The organism is Dactylosporangium sp. NPDC048998 (assembly GCF_043197855.1).
Classification (GTDB): domain Bacteria; phylum Actinomycetota; class Actinomycetes; order Mycobacteriales; family Micromonosporaceae; genus Dactylosporangium.
In genome coordinates this window covers 80,941-99,590 of sequence record NZ_JBICTV010000012.1, presented here as the reverse complement: position 1 = coordinate 99,590, position 18,650 = coordinate 80,941, and the positions used below count along the sequence as shown (strand labels likewise).

Here is an 18,650-nt window from a genome sequence, read left to right as displayed (position 1 = left end):
CGTGATGGCCCCGGGACACAACGGCGACAGCTCGCTTTTCGCGGTGCCGGCGTCGGCCTCCTGGCTGTTCACGGATTGCGGAACGCGCACCGGAATCGCACGCCTTCGCCGCATGACGGTGCGTCCGGGGGGCATCTCACGGTTTTCTGGGCCGATCTGGGGGGACCTCATGACGCAGCTAGTCGTCACATCGTACGGCGATCCGCGCGAGTCCGTATCGCTGCAGCGGGAGCCGGGCCTGCTGCTGGGTACTGACGACATCCTGGTCGAGATGGAGGCCGCGCCGGTCAACCCGTCCGACTTCCTGCTCGTCCGGGGCGACTACGGGGTCCGGCCGCGGCTGCCCAGCCCGGTCGGCGGCGAAGGAGTCGGGCGAGTGATCGACGCCGGTGGCGCTGCCGGCACGCGATTGGTCGGGCAGCGGGTCGTCATCCTGCCCACCTACGAACAAGGCACCTGGGCCGACAAGGTGGCGACCTCGTACCACAATGTGGTTCCCGTGCGAGAGGACGCCGATCCGTTGCAGCTCGCGATGCTGCCGATCAATCCGGCGACCGCGTACCTGTTGCTGCACAAGTACGCCAAGCTGGCCGCCGGCGACTGGGTCGGCCAGAACGCCGCCAACTCGGCCGTCGGCCGCTGCGTCATCGCCCTCGCCCGGTTGCAGGGCCTCAAGACCCTCAACATCGTGCGGCGCGAGGCCGCGGCCCAGATCGTTCGTGACGCCGGCGGAGACCGCGTGATTGTCGCCGGTGACGACCTGCCTGCCCAGATCGCCGACGTACTGGACGGTGCGGAACTCGCCCTGGCGCTGGACGGCACGGCCGGCCCGATCGTCGCCGACATCGCCGGTGCGCTCAGGTTCCGCGGTGTGATGGTCACCTACGCGTTCGTGACCGACGTACCCCCGGCCGTCCCGGCCCACGATCTCATTTTCAACGAGGTGACGCTCACCGGATTCTGGCTGATCAACTGGTTGCGCAACGCGCCACGCGCCGAGATCGAGCAGACCTACCGTACGCTGAGCGACCTTGTCGCCACCGGCGTGCTGACCGTCCCGATCGAGGCGACCTACCGGTTGGACGATTACCACGAAGCGTTCAAACATGCGATGACGCCAGGACGCACCGGAAAGATCCTGTTCACGTTCCCCTGATTAGCCACTCGGTGTGGGACGCAGAATGACCTTGTCGTAGTGGTTGTCGAAGAAATGGACGAAGGCGAGCGCCTCGGGTACGACGCCCATGCTGTTGCTGGTCGCCGACAGCAGGGCGGTGGCGTTCTGGCCTTGGACGGCGTACACGGTGAACCTGCGATTGGGGGGAAGGCCGCGGACGTCGATGACGATCTCGTCGAGTCCGGGAAGAGCCCGGATCTGGGCTGTGCCCACCCCGGTGACGCCTTGCACGTCAACGGGCAGGACCTCGTTGCGCGCGCCGAGTCCCTGCCGGCTCAGGTTCGCCGTGCTGGCGGCGCCGGTGCGGGCGACGTAGACCAACGCCATCGGCGACTGCCCGATGCGCAGGTTGTCGATCACGGTCATGGTCCGGGTGTCGATCACGTCGACGGCGTCGGAGTACTGCAGCGCCACGTAGACGCGGGTGTTGTCGGGGCTGGGCCAGATGCCGTGCGAACCGGCGCCGTGGTCGTGGATGCGCTTGACCAGCGTGGGTGGACCGCCGTTCGGCGAGCGGCGGTAGACGAGGGTCTGGTTCAGATCGCCGACGGTGAGGTAGGCGTAGTTGACGCCGCCGACGGTGACGAAGTTGGGGTGGTTGGTGCGCGGGCCGGTGTCCAGGACGGCCTCGACGCGGTGTGTGGTGGCGTTGAGCACGGTGGTGGTCTTGCCGTTGTTGGGCATGCCCAGCCAGATCTCCTTGCCGTCCGGGGAGATGGCCTCGTCGGACGAGCCGCCGGCGTTGCCTGGGATCGGAACCCGGGCGGTGATCCGGTGGCTGGCCACGTCGATCACGTCGAGCGCATCGGCTCGCAGATGGTTGACATAGGCCAGTCGGCCGTCCGGGCTGAACACCACTTTCGACGGGCCGTCTTCGGAGACGATACGGTCAACCACTCGATCGTTACGCCAGTCGATGACCGCGACGGTGTCCTGGCCGCGCTCGGCGACCCACAGCTGATTTCCATCGGGGGAGAAGAACCCCTCGTGCGGGGCGCGGCCGAGGTAGATGGTGCGTACGACGGTGTTGGAGGCGGTATCGATGACGTGTGCGGCGTTGGTGGTCACGTCGATGACATCGAGGTAGCGGCCGTCGCGGGAGAATCCCAGACCGTGGACGTTGATCTGGCCGTCGTACATCGCGCCCAGGACATCGGCGTCGGTATCCATCCGCACGCTACCCAGCGGGATCGTGCCCAGCACCGTGCCGGTCTTCGGGTTGATCACGCTGACCGTGTTGGAGTCCTGGTCAGCGGTGTAGACCCGGTCGTTCGCCGAGATCGGCTGGGCGCCGGGCAGTGCCGGGGCCTGCATCACGGTAGGCGGGCCGGTCGGGGTGACCTGCGACCGTGACCCACTGGCCGTCAAGGCCACGGCCGGGCAGAGCGCGATCGTCACGACAGCGGCCACAACCATCCTGCTCACGGCGGAACGGTGCCAGCGGTGGGGCAAACGCATGGCTACTCCTGCCAGTGATCGGCTGCACTGACGCAGGGAATCGATCTCACTGCCCCTTCGCGACCTGGGGAAACCTCTTCTCTCGAACGAGTCGCGCGAAATCGGATGAGCGGCCAGGGTGATGTCGGGGCACCCGTGGCCGGTCCTCGCTCACTCCTGAGGGCGCCCTCCTCGCCGGTCCGGCCAGACCTCGGGGATGACGTCGCTGAGCAGGAGGTCAGCCGCCTCGGAGGGGTCGGGGCCGAGGGGCGCCCCGACATAGCATTCGGTGTAGCCATGCGCCGCGGCCAGGTCGCGCAACTCGGTCATCGGACCGATGCAGTCCTCCGGTGAGCCAGAGATGATCAACGCGTCGGCGAGCGACTCGGAGCAGCGTTGCGCCGCGCCCTCGACACCGAGGCCGTTGTCGAACGCTGCCTTGACCTCGCCGGCCGACTCGACGTCGAGCCCGACCGCGGCGAGATCCGGCCAGAGTCTGGGGCTGCCCATCATCAGGGAAACCTGACGCCGGGCATGCGCCCGGGCCCGATCACGGTTCCTCGAGACCGAGATGTTGATGCCGAAGATCAACCTCAACGGAACGCTGTCGACAGGCCTCGCGCTGAGTACGTCGTCGAGCCCCGAGATCTCGCCGAAGCGTCCGGAGAGCAGCGCGGCCCGCGACAGCGTGGGTATCATGCTCGGCGAGATCAGGCCGTCCGCATGCGCCGCAGCGATGGCAAGGATCTTCGGGCCGATGCCGGCGACCACGATGTCCGGGCGTCGCCGCACCGGATAGGTCAGCTGGGCATTGGCCCCCGGGCGGTAGCCGAGCGCGGCGCCGAGGACCGGGAAGGCGTCCAGCGGGACCGGCTCACCGGTCCAGAGGGCGCGCATCAATGTGACCGCCTCACGAACCGCGCTCACCGGCCTGGCCTTCCGGAAGAGGCTGTTGACCAGGACGCCACCCGTGCCAATCCCGACCACGACCTCGCGGTCGTCGCGGACCAGCTCACCGATCGTGGCGACCGCGGACGCCATCTCGATCGGATTGCGGCCCACGGCGTAGGTGACGCCGGTGCCCACCCCGCAGCCGGCCTGGGCGAGGGCACCAAGCAGCGCGTAGACGTTGCGGGCGAGCATCTGGTCCGGAACCCACACCAGGTCCACCACATCGCTGAGCCGGCGGCCGACCTCGACCAGCTCCCGCGAATCGTGCCATGGCTGGATCTGGACGCCCAGCTTGGTCACGATGGTCGGGTAGGCGAGATGCGGTCGCCGGTCTGCGGAACGAGCATCATCGACTTGCCATCGCGTGCCGCGGCAGCGCCGTGAGCACGCGGACGATGAACTCCCGGAACTCCTCCATGAAGTGGCGCAGGAACCGCTCCGTGCCGGCGTCGGTGACATCGCCGGCGTCGGTGATCAGGCCCGGCCTGAAGCGGATGTACGCCTCCGGGTGGTTCATCTGCGGCGCATTGCAGTAGCCGAGCACGCTGCGCAGGCTCTGCTGAGCGACCGCGGTCCCGATCGCCCCCGGCGACGCGCCGATCACCGCGGACGGCTTGCCCGAGAACGAGTTGTCTCCCCACGGGCGGCTCGCCCAATCGATGGCGTTCTTCAAGCCGCCGGGGATGGAGCGGTTGTACTCCGGAGTCACGAACAGCACGGCGTCCACGGCGGCGATGGCGTCCTTGAGCGCCCGGCCTTCGGCCGGGAAGTCGTCATCGTAGTCGTAGCTGTAGAGCGGGAGGTCCTTGATCGGGATCTCCACGAACTCCAGGTCCGGCGGGGCCAGGCGGATCAGCGCCTTGGACAGCATGCGGTTGATGGAAGCGGTCGCCAGGCTACCGACGATGTAGCCCACCTTGTACCTGGCCATGTCGGTTCACCTTCCTGCTCTCTCGACTGGACCGTCAACCGCCTACCCGTTCTCGCCGGTCTCATCCGGGACATCCCAAAATCGCCCGAGCGCGGCCCGTCAGCTCAGCGCAGCATCCGGCGCGTGTCACCTTGTGTAGCTGAGCGAAGCTTGCGGCATGCAGAGTTTCGTCGATCAGCTCCCGGCCCTGTTCGGTGTCGTGCTGGGGGCCGCGGGGGCCATGGCGTCCAGCAGCCTGACCGACCGGCTGCGCTGGCGGCGCGACCAGGTGGTGCGGTGGGACCAGCGGCGGCTGGATGCGTACATCGCCTTCGCCGCCACGCTGAAGGAGATCCACGCTATTGCCTCACGGCTCATCGGCGCCGAGCGGGACGAGCGCGCGGCCAACCTCGTGCTGCTCGCCGCGGCCAATGTGCGCAGGACACAGGACTGGGAGTCGCTACTGCTGCTCGGCGACGAGGCCACCGTGGCGGCCGGACGGCGCTGGCGGGACGCCGTGGCGCAAACCGAGCGCGTCGCCCGGGCCGAGGCGGGGGACGTCGATGCGTGGCAGGCCGCCGTCAACGAGAGCGACCTGGCCCGCGACACCTTCCACGCCGCGGCCCGGCGAGGGCTGGGCGTCGGCGGCGGCTCGGTCGAGCAGTTCCACCACCTCCGCGCCAACCGCTGACTGACAAGGATCGGCACCCGCGAGGAGCCGACGACACGGTACGGTGAATAATCACGCGTCGTGTCGATCGTAGGTATGGATGCCGAGGTCCCGGCCGGCACTGTCGTCATCGTCATCGATGTTATTCGCGCCTTCACGACGGCCGCGCTCGCCTTTGAGCGTGGCGCGACGGAAATAGTCTGCGCGCCGTCGGTCGAGGCCGGCCGAGATCTGCGGCGGCGGCACCCGGGTCGCCTTCTGGTCGGCGAGACCGGAGGGCTCAAGCCGGCGGATTTCGACTTCGGGAACTCGCCGTTCGAGATGTCGATGGCGCAGCTTGACGGCCGGCGTTTGATCCAGGCGACGTCGAACGGCACGCGCGGGCTCGTCCGGTATCCGGCCCCGGCGGCGCTGCTCGCGGTGTCGGCACTGAATGTGAGTGCCAGCGCTCGATGGATCGGGAAGCACCACGCCGAGACCCGGTACACCCTGGTCTGCACCGGGCTGACCGCTGAGGACCGGGCCTGCGCGACCTACCTGAACGACCTTCTCCACGGGACAGCGCCGAGGCGGGAAGATCTGATCGCGGGCATCATGGACGGCGCCGCCGAGCATGCCCGTGCCTATGCACGGCAACCCGCGCACGAACGCGTCGATCTGTCCAGGGATCTTCCCTTCTGCTGCGATGTCGACCGGTCCGCATTCGCCATGGTGGGCGAAATCCGCCAGGATCACGTCGTGCTTGCCTGGGTGCCGTGCTGAACGAGGGTCAGCCGGCGGTCAGGACTTCGCGGAGCCTCGCGGCGAATTCCTCGGGCTTGCCCGCGTAGCCGGACTGACCACCGAGGAAGCCGCCGTGGTGGCTCGGGAACACCGTGGCCTGCTGGCCGAGCAGGGCCGCGGTGGCGACGGCCGTACGCGCTGTGTACGTGCCCGCCGACTCCTCGCCGACCGCGATCACGATCCGGGTCGATGCCGCGTTGAGCCGGCCCTTGTCGGGGCGGTAGTCGCTGATCGCCCACGAGTGCTTCGACAGCAGTGGATCGTCGCGGGTGCCGTCGTCGTCGGTCGGCATGCCGAGCATTGCCGGGTCGGCTGCGGGCTGGGCGAAGTAAGCGTCGGTGAACTCGCCCTGCCAGGACGTCATCGCGATGAACGCGGCCATGCCCGCGCCGAAGCCGTTCGCCTGATACGCCTCGTGGAACGCGGCCCGGGCGCGCTCGGCGCCTGCGGCGTCGGGAAGTACGGCGTTGATCGGCGGCTCGTGCGCCACCAGCGTGACAACGTCGCCGGGGTGGGTCGCGACCAGTTCGAGCGCGGTCACCGCACCGCCACTGCTGCCGAATACGTCGACCGGACCGGCGCCGAGCGCCTCGATCAGCAGGTGCAAGTCGGCCGCCTGCTGCTGCGGCGTGTTGTCGGACCGACCGTCCGCGCGAACGCTGCGGCCCAGGCCGCGCGGGTCGTAGGTGACAACGGTGCGGTCCGTGAAGTTGGCGGCGAGCGCGTCGAAGCCCACCGCCGTCATCGGCTGACCGATCATGAGCAACGCGCGGCCGTCAGCCGGCGAGAGGGGTTCACGGACGTCGTAGACCAGATCGGCGCCGGGCGCGGCGAGCGTGTGTGTCTGCATCGTCGTCATGAGGGTGAGCCTACGGCCAGGTGGCCAGCGCATGGCGGATCTCGCCGATCCCGCATAGCCCCCGGAAGGAAGGCGATATGACCGCAGCCGGCCCGGAAATCAACGCAGCACTCGCTGCGAGCCTGATACGCCCAGCCGCGCCGGACCGAACAGGAGCGGGCGTTCGCAGCCGTACTGCGGGACGCCTCCGGCGACTGACGGGCCGCCCCCGCCCCGTCAGGACGATGTGTCGTGTGCCGCGAGTGGCGGGGCCCGCCGGACGGCGGGGCTGGCGGTGGCGGTGATCGCGGCGATGAACATGACCGCGGTGAGCACCCATACGGCGCCGGTCGGGCCGAGGGCGGCGAGCAGATACCCGGCGCCGAGGGAGGCCAGCGGCATGACTCCCCAGGACAGGGTCATGGCCGCGCTGGTGACGCGGCCCAGCAGTTCGTTGGGGACCAGAACGGTCGCATAGGTGGCGATCACGACGTTCCAGAGCGGTCCAATGAACGCGCAGGCAGCGCCGATGACGCCGATCTGCAGCGGGCTGGCGGCGATGGTGAACAGGGGCAGCAGCGCGGCCCAGATCCAGTTGACGCCGATGATGACCGCTCGGGGGGTGACGTGGCGGTGCAGCCTGCTCGCCGCGAGGGCGCCGATCAGACCCCCGCCGCTGTAGATGCCGAGCATCACGCCGATGGTGGCGGAGGTGGCATGCTGGCGCTGGGCGAGCACGACGAGGATCAGGATGAGGGCCTGGAAGACCAGGTTGCTGACCGCGATCAGCACGATTGCGGTGCGGATGAGCGGGTGGCGCCAGACCCAGCGCAGACCTGCGGCGGCCGAGCGCCACAGCGGTTCGGCCGGTGCACTGGTCCGCTTCTGCAGGTCGCTGCGGATGAACAGCAGCCCGATGGCGCCGATGGCCAGGGACACTGCGTCGGCGAGGAACGGCAGGGCCCGGCCGAGGCCGAAGAGCAGGCCGCCCAGCGGCGGTCCGGCCAGCGCGGCACCGCGGCTTCTGGCCTCGTTCTGGGCCACCGCCGCGGGCACCTGGGCGGCGGGGACGATCATGGGGAGGGCGGCGCGCTCGGCCAGCCCGAAGAAGACGAAGCAGAGTCCCTGGGTGAAGGCGACCACGACGAGTTGGGTGATCGTGAGGATGCCCAGCCACATGGCGGCCGGGACGGTGGCGAGTGCCAGGCCCGCCACGATTTCGCTGACCAACAGGATCCTGCGGCGGTTCCACCGGTCCACGAGCGGTCCGGCGGGCAGGTTCGCGACGAGGAAGGGCAGCGTGCCGGCGGCTCCGACGAGCCGGCGTCGGTGGGGGATCCGCTCGTCGACAGTACGAGCAACGGCATCGCGGTGGCGCTGATCTGGGCGCCCAGGGTGGCGACGACCTGACCACTCCACAGGGCGACGAACTCGCGGTTGCGCCACAGCGAGGACCGTGCCGCGGTTCCCTGCGCGGCCGGGGAGGTGGTCACGGCGTGTTCCCACCGTCGGGAGTGGGGAACGCGTGGAACACCACGGAGATGTGCCGGCTGCCGGGGGAGGCCCGACCGGGTTCGCGGTGCCAGCTGGAGAGCAAGGCGATGTACTCCTCGCTGAACTGCGCCAACTCCTCGGCGGTGAGCATGGTGCCACCGAAGGAGTGCTGGGCGGCCGCGGCGAACTCGCCGAACGCCTCCCTGTCGGCGAGGTAGGCGGTGAGGTCGCGCTCAGCCCGCTCCATCCACTGCCGGCCGATCTCGTCGGCGGCGGCAGCGATCTCGGCGTCTGCCGGGCGGCGCGGCAAGAGGCTGCCGCAACCGAACGTGACCGCGCTGGTAGCGTGTGGCTGCATTCCAGCCAGCCCGCAGCGGCGGAGTGTTTTAGGAGCACCGCGTGGCCGTCATCCTCTCCGAGATCTCCCGCACCCTCAACGAGTACCTGCTCGTGCCGAACCTCACCACCGAGGACTGCACACCCGACGTCGTCGACCTGTCCGCCCCGATCGTCCGGCACCCCGTCGGGGAGACGTCCCCGCTGCGGATCGCGGTCCCGCTCGTCAGCGCGATCATGCAGGCGGTCTCCTCGCCCCGCCTCGCGATCGCCCTCGCCCAGACCGGCGGACTGAGCTTCGCGCACCAGAACCAGCCCATCGACGAGCAGGCAGCGATGGTCGGCGCCGTCAAGCGGCACAAGGCCGGCTTCCGGCACTCCGACATCAACACCAAACCCACCGCGACGCTCGGCGAGGTCAGCCGGCTGCTGAAGGCCGCCGAACGCGACATCGCCGTCGTCACCGACGACGGCACCCCCACCGGTGTCTTCGTCGGACTGATCTCCACCAGCGACTTCCACCCGCAGCGGCACGACCTCAACGACACCGTCGAGTCCCGTATGCGCCCAGCGGGCACGCTCGTCACCGCACCACCCACGATCTCGCTGTCGGACGCGAACACCCTGATCTGGGACCGCCGGCTCGATCTGCTCCCGATCGTCACCGCCGGGGGGCGGCTCGCCTCGATCGTGCTGCGCCGCGACTACGAGCTGCACAAGCAGTTCCGCAACGAGTCCATCGACGCCGACAAGCGGTTCCGGGTCGGCGCCGGGATCAACACCCGCGATTATCGCGACCGCATCCCCGCCCTGATCGAGGCCGGCGCGGATGTGCTGTGCATCGACTCCTCCGACGGCTACTCCGTCTGGCAGCACAAGACGTTGCGGTACGCGGTCGAAGAGCTCGGCGGGATCATCCCGGTCGGCGCCGGCAATGTCGTGGACGGACGGGCGTTCCGCTACCTCGCGGACGCCGGCGCGGCGTTCGTCAAAGTCGGCATCGGCGGCGGGTCGATCTGCATCACCCGCGACCAGAAGGGCATCGGCCGCGGCCAAGCCTCGGCCCTCATCGACGTCGTCGCCGAGCGTGACCGGTACGCCGAAGAAACCGGCGTCTACGTGCCGATCTGCTGCGACGGCGGCCTGCTCGCCGACTACCACATGGCCATCGCCCTCGCCCTCGGCGCCGACTTCATCATGCTCGGCCGCTACTTCGCCCGCTTCGACGAAAGCCCGTCCAACCTCGTCAACCTCGACGGGCAGCTGTTCAAGGAATACTGGGGCGAAGGCTCACAGCGCGCCCGCAACGTCGCCCGCTACGACCAGGGCGAAACCGAGCTGCCGTTCGAGGAAGGCGTCGACGGATACGTTCCCTACGCCGGCAGCCTGTACGCCAACGTCGCGCGTACCACGGCGAAACTGCGCGCCACCATGGTCAGCTGCGGCGCGACCACCCTGCGGGACTTCCACCGCGACGCGGTCCTCGTCCAGGTCTCGCAGCAAAGTTACTCCCAGAACGGCGCCGAGGTCCGGCTGCGCAGCGGCTCCAGCGGTGGCGCCCGGTAGCCCGGACGCACCGGTTCCTTACGTCGTCGAGGCGCGGTAGATGCCTGCGATGGAGGTGTCGAGCACCTGGTTGAACTCCTCGTCGGTCTGCTGGTGGCGCAGGTCCTCGGTCAGCGCTCGGGAGAAGCTGGCGATCAGGCCGTGGTTGCGAGCGAGCCGCGCGTCGGCGTCGTGCTGGGAGTAGCCGCCGGACAGGGCGACCACCCGCAGGATCTTCGGGTGCTCGATCAGCTCGGCATAGAAGTCGTCCTGGGTCGGAATGGAGAGCTTGAGCATCACCTGCCGCCCGTCCGGCAGTGCCGGCAGGCGGTCGAGGATGCCCTGTCGCAGCACCTGCTCGGCCGGCTGCTTCTCGTCGCTGTGGATGTCGACCTCGGGCTCGAGGATCGGCATGAGGCCGGCGTCGAGGATCCGTTTGGCGTAACCGAACTGTTGATCGAGTACGGCGGCGACGCCGGCCGGGTCGGCCCGGACGATGAACGAGCGCATCTTGGTGCCGAAGACGTGCCGGCGGGTGGCCCGCGCGAGCAGGTCGTCCAGCTTGGTGAAGGGCCTCATCAGCCGTACGCCGTCCTGCTCGTCGGCGAGCCCCTCGTCCACCTTGACGAACGGAACGACCTGCTTGTGCTCCCACAGGTACTGCGGAGCGGCCGTGCCGGCCACGTCGCGGTCCATGGTCTGCTCGAACAGGATCGCGCCGAGGACGCGGTCGCCGTCGAAGGCCGGCGCGGTGATGATCCGCGACCGGAACTCGTGCATGAGGTCGAACATCTCGTCCTCGGTCGCGTAGCCCGACTCCGGCACCCCGTACTGCGCCAGCGCCTTCGGCGTGCTGCCGCCGCTTTGGTCCAGGGCGGCGAGGAAACCGCGGCCGTACGCGATCTTTGACCGTTGCTCCTGGTTCATGCCCCGATCCTGGCACCAGCGCCGGCCGGCCGCCGACGTTATCGCGCATCACCAGGGCGCGATTTCCAGGTGAGCCCCATGGCGGTCGGGTGGCCCCACGCCCGGGGCCTCGAAGATCGAGACCGGCTGGGCCGGTAAGCTATTGTGTTCGCTACGCGATCCACAACGGTGTGGGATGAGCCAGTCACGCAACTGGAGTAGAACCCCGTCACACCGGAGGTGGCCTTGTCGACGCAGACCAAGCTTGAGTCGATCTTCAGTACCGTCGTGCGGCGCAACCCCGGTGAGCACGAGTTCCATCAGGCGGTGCGGGAGGTGCTCGACAGCGTTGCCCCGGCGCTGGACAGGCATCCCGACTATGCCGACGCGAAGATCATCGAGCGGATCTGTGAGCCCGAACGGCAGATCATCTTCCGGGTGCCGTGGGAGGACGATCGCGGCGAGGTGCACATCAACCGCGGGTTCAGGGTGGAGTTCAACAGTGCGCTCGGGCCGTACAAGGGCGGGCTGCGGTTTCATCCATCGGTGTATCTGGGCATCGTCAAGTTTCTCGGCTTCGAGCAGATTTTCAAGAACGCGCTGACCGGCATGCCGATCGGTGGCGGCAAAGGCGGCTCCGACTTCGATCCCAAGGGCCGTTCGGACCGCGAGGTGATGCGGTTCTGTCAGTCCTTCATGACCGAGCTGTACCGGCACATCGGCGAGTACACCGACGTGCCGGCCGGTGACATCGGCGTCGGCGGTCGTGAGATCGGCTACCTGTTCGGCCAGTACAAGCGCATCACGAACAGGTACGAGTCCGGGGTACTGACGGGCAAGGGGCTGAGCTACGGCGGCGCGCAGGTGCGCCGGGAAGCGACCGGCTACGGCGCGGTGTTCTTCGCCGACGAGATGCTGCGCGCCGTGGGCGACAGCTTCGACGGAAAGCGTGTCGTCGTCTCCGGCTCGGGCAACGTCGCGATCTACGCGATCGAAAAAGTGCATCAGCTCGGCGGAACGGTCGTGGCCTGTTCGGATTCCTCGGGCTACGTCTACGACGAGAAGGGCATCGACGTCGAGGTGCTCAAAGACGTCAAGGAGACCCGGCGGGCCCGCGTCGCGGAGTACGTCGAGGTCCGGTCGCACGCGTCCTTCGTCGCGGACCGAACCGTGTGGGAGGTGCCGTGCCAGGTCGCGGTGCCGAGCGCGACCCAGAACGAGATCAACGCGGCGGACGCCGCCGCGCTCATCAACGGCGGATGCGCGATCGTGGTCGAGGGGGCGAACATGCCGACCAGTCCCGAAGCGATCCGCGCCTTCGACCAGGCCGGTGTCCGGTTCGCGCCGGGCAAGGCCGCCAACGCCGGTGGGGTCGCCGCCAGCGCATTGGAGATGCAGCAGAACGCCATCCGCGACTCGTGGACGTTCGCGTATTCCGAGGAGCGTCTGCAGACCATCATGCGCGACATCCATGCCCGCTGCCATGCCACCGCCGAGGAGTTCGGCATGCCCGGCAACTACGTCGCCGGCGCCAACATCGACGGATTCCGGCGGGTCGCCGAGGCGATGCTGGCCCAGGGGCTGATCTGACGGCCCCTGAAACAGCGGTCCCGAATCACTTTCTGGAAGAAGCTCCGGCCGTCCACGGCCGGAGCTTCTCCGGGTTGCGTACCGCCCAGATGTGCCTGATCCGCTCGCCTGGGATGTCGAACGCCGCCACCGTCACGGTGACGCCGTCCAGCCGGGCTACCAGGCCTGGCTGACCGTTGACGGTGCGTTCCAGGATCGTCAGGTTGGATGCGCCATCGGCGAAGGCAACAAGGTAGCGTGCGATCCGCTCGCCGCCTTCGATCGGGCGGAGCGCGGTGCTGGCCAGGCCGCCGCCGTCGGCGATCGCCGTGGCGTCGGGGTCGAGCAGGCCGACGAGGGCGCCGATGTCCTTGGCCTCCCATGCCTGCTTGAACTCTCTGATGATGCCGGCCCGCCGGGCCGCCGGCGGCGCGGGCGCCTGTGACGCGGGAATCCGGCGACGGGCCGACGAGGCCAGCTTGCGACATGCCGCCGGCGTGCGGCCGACGATCTCGGCCACTTCGGTGAAGGGGTACCGAAAGACGTCGTGCAGGATGAATGTGACGCGCTCGGCCGGGGTCATCGATTCGAGCACGACGAGGAAGGCCATGTTGACCGACTCGTCGAGAGTGACCCGGTCGGCCGGGTCGTCTGTGGTGCCGCCCGGCCGTTCGTTGATCCACTCCGTACGGTCGGGCAGCGGCTCCGGGATCCATTCGCCGACGTAGCGCTCCCGCGTGGCCCGTGCCGAGCCGAGCACGTCGAGGCAGATGCGACTCGCGACCGTCGTCAGCCAGCCGCCCGGGGATTCGATGGCCTCCTGCTGCTGCCGGGGCATGGCGTACCAGCGGGCGTACGTCTCCTGCACGACATCCTCGGCATCGGCCAGCGAGCCGAGGAGCCGGTACGCGAGGTTGATCAGGTGACGCCGCCTGCCCATGATCACACTGAGGCTCGGATCGACCCGGCCGTCTTCCGGCCCGGATGGGGTGCTCACGGCTACCAGTTGTAGCCCAGGTTCACGGCAAGTGCGGCCACCGCGGTGGAGCAGAACACGGCCCATCCCACGAGCTTGCGGGAACCCACGCGCAGATGCGCGAAGAGCGCGCCGAGGAAGTACAGCACGAGGCCGGTGGCGGCGAGCGTCCCCAGCAGCGGCACGGCGAACCCGGCCAGCAGCCCCAGGGAGCCCGCGGCCAGCAGCATGCCCAGCACCGGCACCCACGACCGTGGCACGCGCTTCATGTCCGCCTGGGCCTTTGGATAGTCGTGGCCGATCAGGTAGGTGACGGCGGCGATGCCGTTGAAGACGGCGGCGACGATGGTGACCGTGACGTAAGCAGTGAACATGCTTCAAGGGACGAACGAGCCCGGTGAGATGTGAGGGCGCCGCGCTGTGACGTGAGGCACAAGCGGTCAGTGGATCCCGAGGTCCTGTGCGAGCTGCGGCAGGACCTGCGCGAAGGCTGTGCCGGCGAACTGCCAGTTGTGCCCGCCGTCGCCGGTGAACTCGTGGGACGTGGCACCCGCCGCGGCGGCGGCCTGCGCGAGCTGATGGGCGGCGACGATGCCTCTGGGATCGTCGGCGCCCGCGGCGAACCAGGCGCTGACCTGGTCGTACCGGCGGGTGGCGAGCAGGTACACGGGGTCGTGGGCGCGCTCGGCGGCGGCGGAGCCGTCGAACAAGGTGAGCAGGGTCGAGCGCGGGCCGTGCAGCGTCGGCCGCGACTCGCCGCCCAGGTCGACGAGGTGCCGGAAGATGCCGGGGTGGCGCAGGACGAGATCGGCCGCGCAGGTGCCGCCCTCGGAGAAGCCGACGACGGCCCACGTCGTGGCGTGGTGCGGGATGTGCAGCGTTGCGGTGACGAACGCGGGGATGTCGACGGTGAGGAAGGTCTCGGCGTTGCCGAGCGGCCCGTCGACGCACTCCGTGTCCCGGTACGTCCCGCCGTTCTGGTCGACGAAGACGAGTACCGGCGCGACTCCGTGGTGATCGGCGGCGTAGCCGGCGGCGGTGGTCACCGCCTTGCCCGCCTGCGGCCACTGGCTGGTCCAGCCCGGCACGCCGGCCAGCACCACGATGACGGGCAGGTTCGGGCGGTCGGCGGTAAAGTAGGCCGGCGGCAGATACACGTAGCCGGGCCGGTGCTGGAAATGTGAGATCGTCGCCGGCATGTCGTATACGCCGAGCAGGCCCTGCTCGCGCACGGCCGGAGGCGGCGCCCGCAGCGCCCGGTCGAGCGCGCCGCCGCCCAGCGCGCGCGTGTGGCCGAGGAGGTCGCCGACATTCGGCCAGACGGCGTAGACCTGGTCGAGGACGAGGAGGCCGCCGGCGAGCGTCAGCGGCACCGCGGACACGGCGGCGATCCGGCGGACGAGGCCCGGGCGGGACAGCGCGAACGGTACTCCGGCGATGGCCGCCACCGCGAGGGCGAACCACGCGGCGAAGATCGGCGGGTAGCGGTCACGGATCGTCCCGGTCACCCGCAACGTCACCACGGCCGCGACGGTGAGCACCAGCGCCGAGCCCCACAGCAACGGCAGCGTGCGCGACAGCCAGCGCTGGTCCCGGCGCGCCCACGAGCCGACCAGGGCGGCGAGGGCGAGCAGCTCGATCGCGCCGGCGGCGGCCGGGTTCAGCAGCGGCACGCCGTCGAAGAGCCCGGCGCCGGTGCCGAGGACGAGGGCGAGGAGCACCGCGACCACGGCCACGGCGCAGATGGTTCTGCGGTTCAGCCAGTTCATGGGTCACCGCCTCGTCAGGGCGCGGCACGGAAGACCCAGCCGCGCATGAGGACGAATCGCACAAGGGTGGCGGCCAGGTTGGCCACGACGAGCACGCCCATCTCCAGGACGCGGGACGGATGCTGGTTGACCCGGTTGAGCACGGCGAGCGAGCTGCTGGTCATGCCGAGTCCCAGCACGAAGATGAGGATGCCCTGGAACTGGTGGCGCACGGCGTGTGCCCGGCCGCGGACGCCGAACGTCAGGCGCCGGTTGACGGTGGTGTTGCCGACCGCCGTGACGAGCAGTGCCAGCAGGTTCGCCGGTTGCGCTCCGGCGTCCGGGCGCAGCACGGCATACAGCGCGAGGTAGGCGAGCGTACTGAGCACGCCGACGATCGCGAACCGCGCCAGCTGACGGGGCAGCCCTCGCGGTACACCGGGAATGGGGGGCGGCAGCGGCCCGCGGCCGAACTGGACCCGCAGCGCGGTGAGGGACGGCCGGCCGGTGACCGCCGCCTGGACGAGCCGCGCGATGCCCTTGAGGTCGGCGAGCGCGGTGGCGGGGATGTCGACCCTCGAGTCCGGGTCGTCGACCCAGTCGACGGGCACCTCGTGGATGCGCAGGCCGGCGCGCTGGGCCAGCACGAGCAGTTCGGTGTCGAAGAAGAAGCCGGTGTCCCGCACCAGCGGCAGCACCTGGTCGGCCACGTCCTTGCGGATCGCCTTGAACCCGCACTGCGCGTCGGAGAAGTGGGCGGCCAGCGTGCCACGCAGCAGCAGGTTGTACGAGCGGGAGATCCACTCACGTTTGGCGCCGCGGACGACGCGTGCGCCGTCGGACAGGCGCGTGCCGATGGCCAGGTCGGAGTGGCCGGACAGCAACGGTGCGACGAGGGGCAGCAGCGCCGCCAGATCGGTGGACAGGTCGACGTCGGTGTAGGCGAGCACCGCGGCATCCGACGCCGTCCACGCCGCCCGCAGTGCGCCGCCACGCCCCTTCTCGGCCACGTGGACGACGGCGACCTCGGGCAGCTCGGCGGCCAGGGCGCAGGCGACGTCGAGCGTGGCGTCGGTGCTGCCGTTGTCGGCGACGGTGATCTGGAACGGGTACGGGAACGTCCCGGTGAGGTTGGCGTGCAGCCGCCGCACACACGGCCGCAGGTCCGCCTCCTCGTTGTGCACCGGGATGACGATGTCGAGGACCGGCGCCTGGAGGCCGGACCGGGTGTCGCACGTCTGGCTGGGCGCGCGCGGAGGCCGGACATCGGTCACCGTCTCACCTCGAGAGGTCGTAGATGGTGATGCCGTCGATCGTGGAGGCCGGGTAGTGGTGCTGGACCCAGCCGGCGATCTGGGCGCTGTCGCTCGAGTGGCTGCCGCCGAAGGCGCGGGCGAACGGATCGTCGATGAAGTAATGGATCCGCTTGGCGGCGACGTCCCGCTGGAACTGTGCGAGCGTGGGCGCCGGGTCGGTACCGCTGAAGCCGCCGACCGCCATCGCGGGCCGCCCCGTGGCCAGCTGATAGGTCGCCGCACCGCGGGAGCCGATCGTCGCGACGACCCAGGTGTACGCGCCGGCGTTGCGCGTCAGCAGCGCGCGCACCCGCGGGTCGGGAGCACGGTCGGCCAGCAGCCGCGCCATGCCGAACGTGCCGGTAGTGCGCCCGCCGCCTGAGATGCCCGCGTCCGGCGATGCGCCGTCCATGCCGCCGCCCCGCCCGGCGCGGGCGCCGGGCACGGCGGGGCCCGCGGATACGAGCGGCCCGGACCGTGGCGCCGCGACGGTCTGCAGGCAGTACGCCACCGGACCGGCGAGGACGGCGACGAGCGCGGTGGCCGCGGCGACCGCCGCAAGCAGCGCCGTCCAGCGACGGTCGCGCCGGCGTTGTCCGGCCGGGCGCGTGAACAACGTCAGCGCGACCGCCGCGAGCAGTCCCGTCACCGCGACCACGGCGCGCAGCCACGGATGGAACGCGGCGCTGCGATCGAGGAGCAGGCAGGACCAGGCGGCGGTGCCGGCGACCACCGCGGCCAGCAGGAGCGAACCGGCCCGGTCGCAACGCAGTCGCCAGAGGGTGTGCGCGCCCATGCCGGCCAGCGCCGCCACCGCCGGGGCGAGCGCCAGCGTGTAGTACGGGTGGAAGATGCCGTGCATCAGGCTGAGGACCAGCGCGGTCACCACCAGCCAGCCGCCCCACAGCACGTATGCGGCCCGCCACCGCCCGGCCTGCGTGGGTGTCGCGGCGCTCCGGCCCGCCAGCGCGAGGCCGGCCACGCACAGCAGCACGGCGGCGGGCAGCAGCCAGGCGATCTGTCCGCCTGTCGCGGCGCCGAACATCCGGCCCCAGCCGGGCTCGTCGAAGCCGAAGCGCCGCCCGTCGAAGCCGGCGATCTCGTTGCCGGTGAGCCGGCCGAAGCCGTTGTACCCCAGGGCCAGTTGCATGACGCTGTTGTCGGTGGAGCCGCCGACGTACGGGCGGTACCGTGCCGGCGTCAGCTCGACGATCGCCACCCACCAGCCGGCGGACGCGACCATCGCGGCCCCGCCGAGCAGCACCTGCCGGACCCGGCGCCCGACCGGGGCCGGCGCGAACACCAGGTAGGCGAGCGCGAACGCCGGCAGGACCAGCAGCGCCTGCAGCATCTTGGTGAGGAAGCCGAAACCGACGCACGCCCCGGCGAGCACCAGCCAGCCGGTGCGCGCGTCCTCCACCGCCCGCACGAGCGCGTACGCGCCGGCGACGAGGGCCAGCATGAGCAGGGCGTCGGGGTTGTTGTACCGGAACATGAGCGTCGCCACCGGGGTCGTGGCGAGCACCGCCCCGGACAGCAGCGCCGGGCCCGGCCCGAACCACCGGCGTACGACCGCGTACAGCAACGCGACCGTCGCCACGCCCTCCAGCGCCTGCGGCACCAGGATGCTCCACGGGTTGAGCCCGAACAGCCGTACCGAGAGGCCGGAGACCCACAGCGCGCCCGGCGTCTTGTCGACCGTGATGAAGTTCGCGGCGTCGAACGACCCGAAGAACCACGCCTTCCAGCTCGTCGAGCCGGCCTGCGCCGCCGCCGAGTAGAACGAGTTGGCCCACCCGGACGCGCCGAGCCCCCACCCGTACAGCAGCGCGGCGACGACCAGGAGGACAACGAGCGCCGGCCTGGCCCAAATCGGGTCTCCGTCCCGGCCGCGCAGCAGCCGCCGGGAGACCATTGACCAACGGGATGCGCCGCCTCGAGATGTCTCGTCGACCGGCGGCAGTGCCGTGGACATGGCTCAACCGTAGCCTCCACGCCCGTCCGCACCGCCGCCG

At 70.0% G+C, this 18,650-nt stretch carries 17 protein-coding genes; 5 read left to right on the top strand and 12 right to left on the bottom strand.

The window, feature by feature from the left end; all coding sequences use genetic code 11:
* Window positions 1-4 precede the first annotated feature (4 nt).
* A complete protein-coding gene (locus tag ACGFI8_RS26265; protein WP_392808977.1) occupies window positions 5-1,156 on the top strand; it encodes a zinc-dependent alcohol dehydrogenase family protein in 1,152 nt (383 codons plus the stop codon).
* On the opposite strand, the gene ACGFI8_RS26260 is transcribed toward ACGFI8_RS26265, so the two are convergent.
* The 3 genes from ACGFI8_RS26260 to ACGFI8_RS26250 form a co-directional block, all read right to left on the bottom strand.
* Window positions 1,157-2,593: a hypothetical protein gene (locus tag ACGFI8_RS26260; protein ID WP_392808975.1), complete on the bottom strand. Its 1,437-nt coding sequence runs from the start codon at window positions 2,591-2,593 to the stop codon at window positions 1,157-1,159. It lies immediately after the preceding gene.
* Window positions 2,594-2,785: 192 nt separating this feature from the next.
* Window positions 2,786-3,865 (bottom strand): LLM class flavin-dependent oxidoreductase, encoded by a 1,080-nt coding sequence (locus ACGFI8_RS26255; protein WP_392808801.1) that lies wholly within the window; start codon window positions 3,863-3,865, stop codon window positions 2,786-2,788.
* 46 nt (window positions 3,866-3,911) lie between these two features.
* Window positions 3,912-4,496: an NADPH-dependent FMN reductase gene (locus ACGFI8_RS26250; RefSeq protein WP_392808799.1), complete on the bottom strand. Its 585-nt coding sequence runs from the start codon at window positions 4,494-4,496 to the stop codon at window positions 3,912-3,914.
* A 157-nt stretch (window positions 4,497-4,653) separates the two neighbouring features.
* On the opposite strand from ACGFI8_RS26250, the gene ACGFI8_RS26245 reads away from it, so the two are divergent.
* Both ACGFI8_RS26245 and ACGFI8_RS26240 read left to right on the top strand, forming a co-directional pair.
* Window positions 4,654-5,166 carry a hypothetical protein gene (locus ACGFI8_RS26245; RefSeq protein ID WP_392808797.1) on the top strand — a complete coding sequence of 171 codons (513 nt, stop codon included), beginning with the start codon at window positions 4,654-4,656 and terminating at the stop codon, window positions 5,164-5,166.
* Window positions 5,167-5,241: 75 nt separating this feature from the next.
* Window positions 5,242-5,907: a 2-phosphosulfolactate phosphatase gene (locus tag ACGFI8_RS26240; RefSeq protein ID WP_392808796.1), complete on the top strand. Its 666-nt coding sequence runs from the start codon at window positions 5,242-5,244 to the stop codon at window positions 5,905-5,907.
* Between the two features lie 7 nt (window positions 5,908-5,914).
* On the opposite strand, the gene ACGFI8_RS26235 is transcribed toward ACGFI8_RS26240, so the two are convergent.
* The 3 genes from ACGFI8_RS26235 to ACGFI8_RS26225 form a co-directional block, all read right to left on the bottom strand.
* A complete protein-coding gene (locus ACGFI8_RS26235) occupies window positions 5,915-6,787 on the bottom strand; it encodes an alpha/beta fold hydrolase (RefSeq protein WP_392808794.1) in 873 nt (290 codons plus the stop codon).
* 216 nt (window positions 6,788-7,003) lie between these two features.
* Window positions 7,004-8,026 carry an MFS transporter gene (locus ACGFI8_RS26230; RefSeq protein WP_392808793.1) on the bottom strand — a complete coding sequence of 341 codons (1,023 nt, stop codon included), beginning with the start codon at window positions 8,024-8,026 and terminating at the stop codon, window positions 7,004-7,006.
* 229 nt (window positions 8,027-8,255) lie between these two features.
* The gene (locus ACGFI8_RS26225) at window positions 8,256-8,618 is read right to left on the bottom strand and encodes a hypothetical protein (protein WP_392808792.1); all 363 of its coding nucleotides are present in this window, start codon (window positions 8,616-8,618) and stop codon (window positions 8,256-8,258) included.
* Window positions 8,619-8,659: 41 nt separating this feature from the next.
* Here ACGFI8_RS26225 and ACGFI8_RS26220 point away from each other — a divergent pair, with 41 nt between their 5' ends.
* The gene (locus ACGFI8_RS26220) at window positions 8,660-10,162 is read left to right on the top strand and encodes an IMP dehydrogenase (RefSeq protein WP_392808791.1); all 1,503 of its coding nucleotides are present in this window, start codon (window positions 8,660-8,662) and stop codon (window positions 10,160-10,162) included.
* Window positions 10,163-10,180: 18 nt separating this feature from the next.
* On the opposite strand, the gene ACGFI8_RS26215 is transcribed toward ACGFI8_RS26220, so the two are convergent.
* Window positions 10,181-11,068, bottom strand: coding sequence for a fructose bisphosphate aldolase (locus ACGFI8_RS26215; protein WP_392808790.1), 888 nt, complete (start codon window positions 11,066-11,068; stop codon window positions 10,181-10,183).
* 225 nt (window positions 11,069-11,293) lie between these two features.
* Here ACGFI8_RS26215 and gdhA point away from each other — a divergent pair, with 225 nt between their 5' ends.
* Entirely contained in the window at window positions 11,294-12,637 is a 1,344-nt protein-coding gene (gene gdhA, locus ACGFI8_RS26210) for an NADP-specific glutamate dehydrogenase (RefSeq protein ID WP_392808789.1), read from the top strand.
* Between the two features lie 25 nt (window positions 12,638-12,662).
* On the opposite strand, the gene sigJ is transcribed toward gdhA, so the two are convergent.
* The 5 genes from sigJ to ACGFI8_RS26185 form a co-directional block, all read right to left on the bottom strand.
* Window positions 12,663-13,613, bottom strand: a complete 951-nt coding sequence (gene sigJ, locus ACGFI8_RS26205) for an RNA polymerase sigma factor SigJ (RefSeq protein ID WP_392808786.1) — start codon at window positions 13,611-13,613, stop codon at window positions 12,663-12,665.
* A 2-nt stretch (window positions 13,614-13,615) separates the two neighbouring features.
* Window positions 13,616-13,966 carry a DoxX family protein gene (locus ACGFI8_RS26200; RefSeq protein ID WP_392808785.1) on the bottom strand — a complete coding sequence of 117 codons (351 nt, stop codon included), beginning with the start codon at window positions 13,964-13,966 and terminating at the stop codon, window positions 13,616-13,618.
* A 66-nt stretch (window positions 13,967-14,032) separates the two neighbouring features.
* Window positions 14,033-15,361, bottom strand: a complete 1,329-nt coding sequence (locus ACGFI8_RS26195; protein WP_392808784.1) for an alpha/beta hydrolase — start codon at window positions 15,359-15,361, stop codon at window positions 14,033-14,035.
* A gap of 14 nt (window positions 15,362-15,375) precedes the next feature.
* Window positions 15,376-16,614, bottom strand: coding sequence for a glycosyltransferase (locus ACGFI8_RS26190; protein WP_392808783.1), 1,239 nt, complete (start codon window positions 16,612-16,614; stop codon window positions 15,376-15,378).
* 4 nt (window positions 16,615-16,618) lie between these two features.
* A complete protein-coding gene (locus ACGFI8_RS26185) occupies window positions 16,619-18,610 on the bottom strand; it encodes an ArnT family glycosyltransferase (RefSeq protein WP_392808781.1) in 1,992 nt (663 codons plus the stop codon).
* Window positions 18,611-18,650: the final 40 nt, after the last annotated feature.

Excerpts from the sequence above, each read along its gene's own strand:
- ACGFI8_RS26200 (WP_392808785.1), bottom strand. The coding sequence starts at position 13,966 with ATGTTCACTGCTTACGTCACGGTCACCATCGTCGCCGCCGTCTTCAAC.
- ACGFI8_RS26240 (WP_392808796.1), top strand. The coding sequence starts at position 5,242 with ATGGATGCCGAGGTCCCGGCCGGCACTGTCGTCATCGTCATCGATGTT.
- ACGFI8_RS26265 (WP_392808977.1), top strand. The coding sequence starts at position 5 with ATGGCCCCGGGACACAACGGCGACAGCTCGCTTTTCGCGGTGCCGGCG.
- ACGFI8_RS26215 (WP_392808790.1), bottom strand. The coding sequence starts at position 11,068 with ATGAACCAGGAGCAACGGTCAAAGATCGCGTACGGCCGCGGTTTCCTC.
- ACGFI8_RS26250 (WP_392808799.1), bottom strand. The coding sequence starts at position 4,496 with ATGGCCAGGTACAAGGTGGGCTACATCGTCGGTAGCCTGGCGACCGCT.
- ACGFI8_RS26245 (WP_392808797.1), top strand. The coding sequence starts at position 4,654 with ATGCAGAGTTTCGTCGATCAGCTCCCGGCCCTGTTCGGTGTCGTGCTG.
- ACGFI8_RS26185 (WP_392808781.1), bottom strand. The coding sequence starts at position 18,610 with ATGTCCACGGCACTGCCGCCGGTCGACGAGACATCTCGAGGCGGCGCA.
- ACGFI8_RS26195 (WP_392808784.1), bottom strand. The coding sequence starts at position 15,361 with ATGAACTGGCTGAACCGCAGAACCATCTGCGCCGTGGCCGTGGTCGCG.
- ACGFI8_RS26235 (WP_392808794.1), bottom strand. The coding sequence starts at position 6,787 with ATGACGACGATGCAGACACACACGCTCGCCGCGCCCGGCGCCGATCTG.
- ACGFI8_RS26260 (WP_392808975.1), bottom strand. The coding sequence starts at position 2,593 with ATGGTTGTGGCCGCTGTCGTGACGATCGCGCTCTGCCCGGCCGTGGCC.
- ACGFI8_RS26225 (WP_392808792.1), bottom strand. The coding sequence starts at position 8,618 with ATGCAGCCACACGCTACCAGCGCGGTCACGTTCGGTTGCGGCAGCCTC.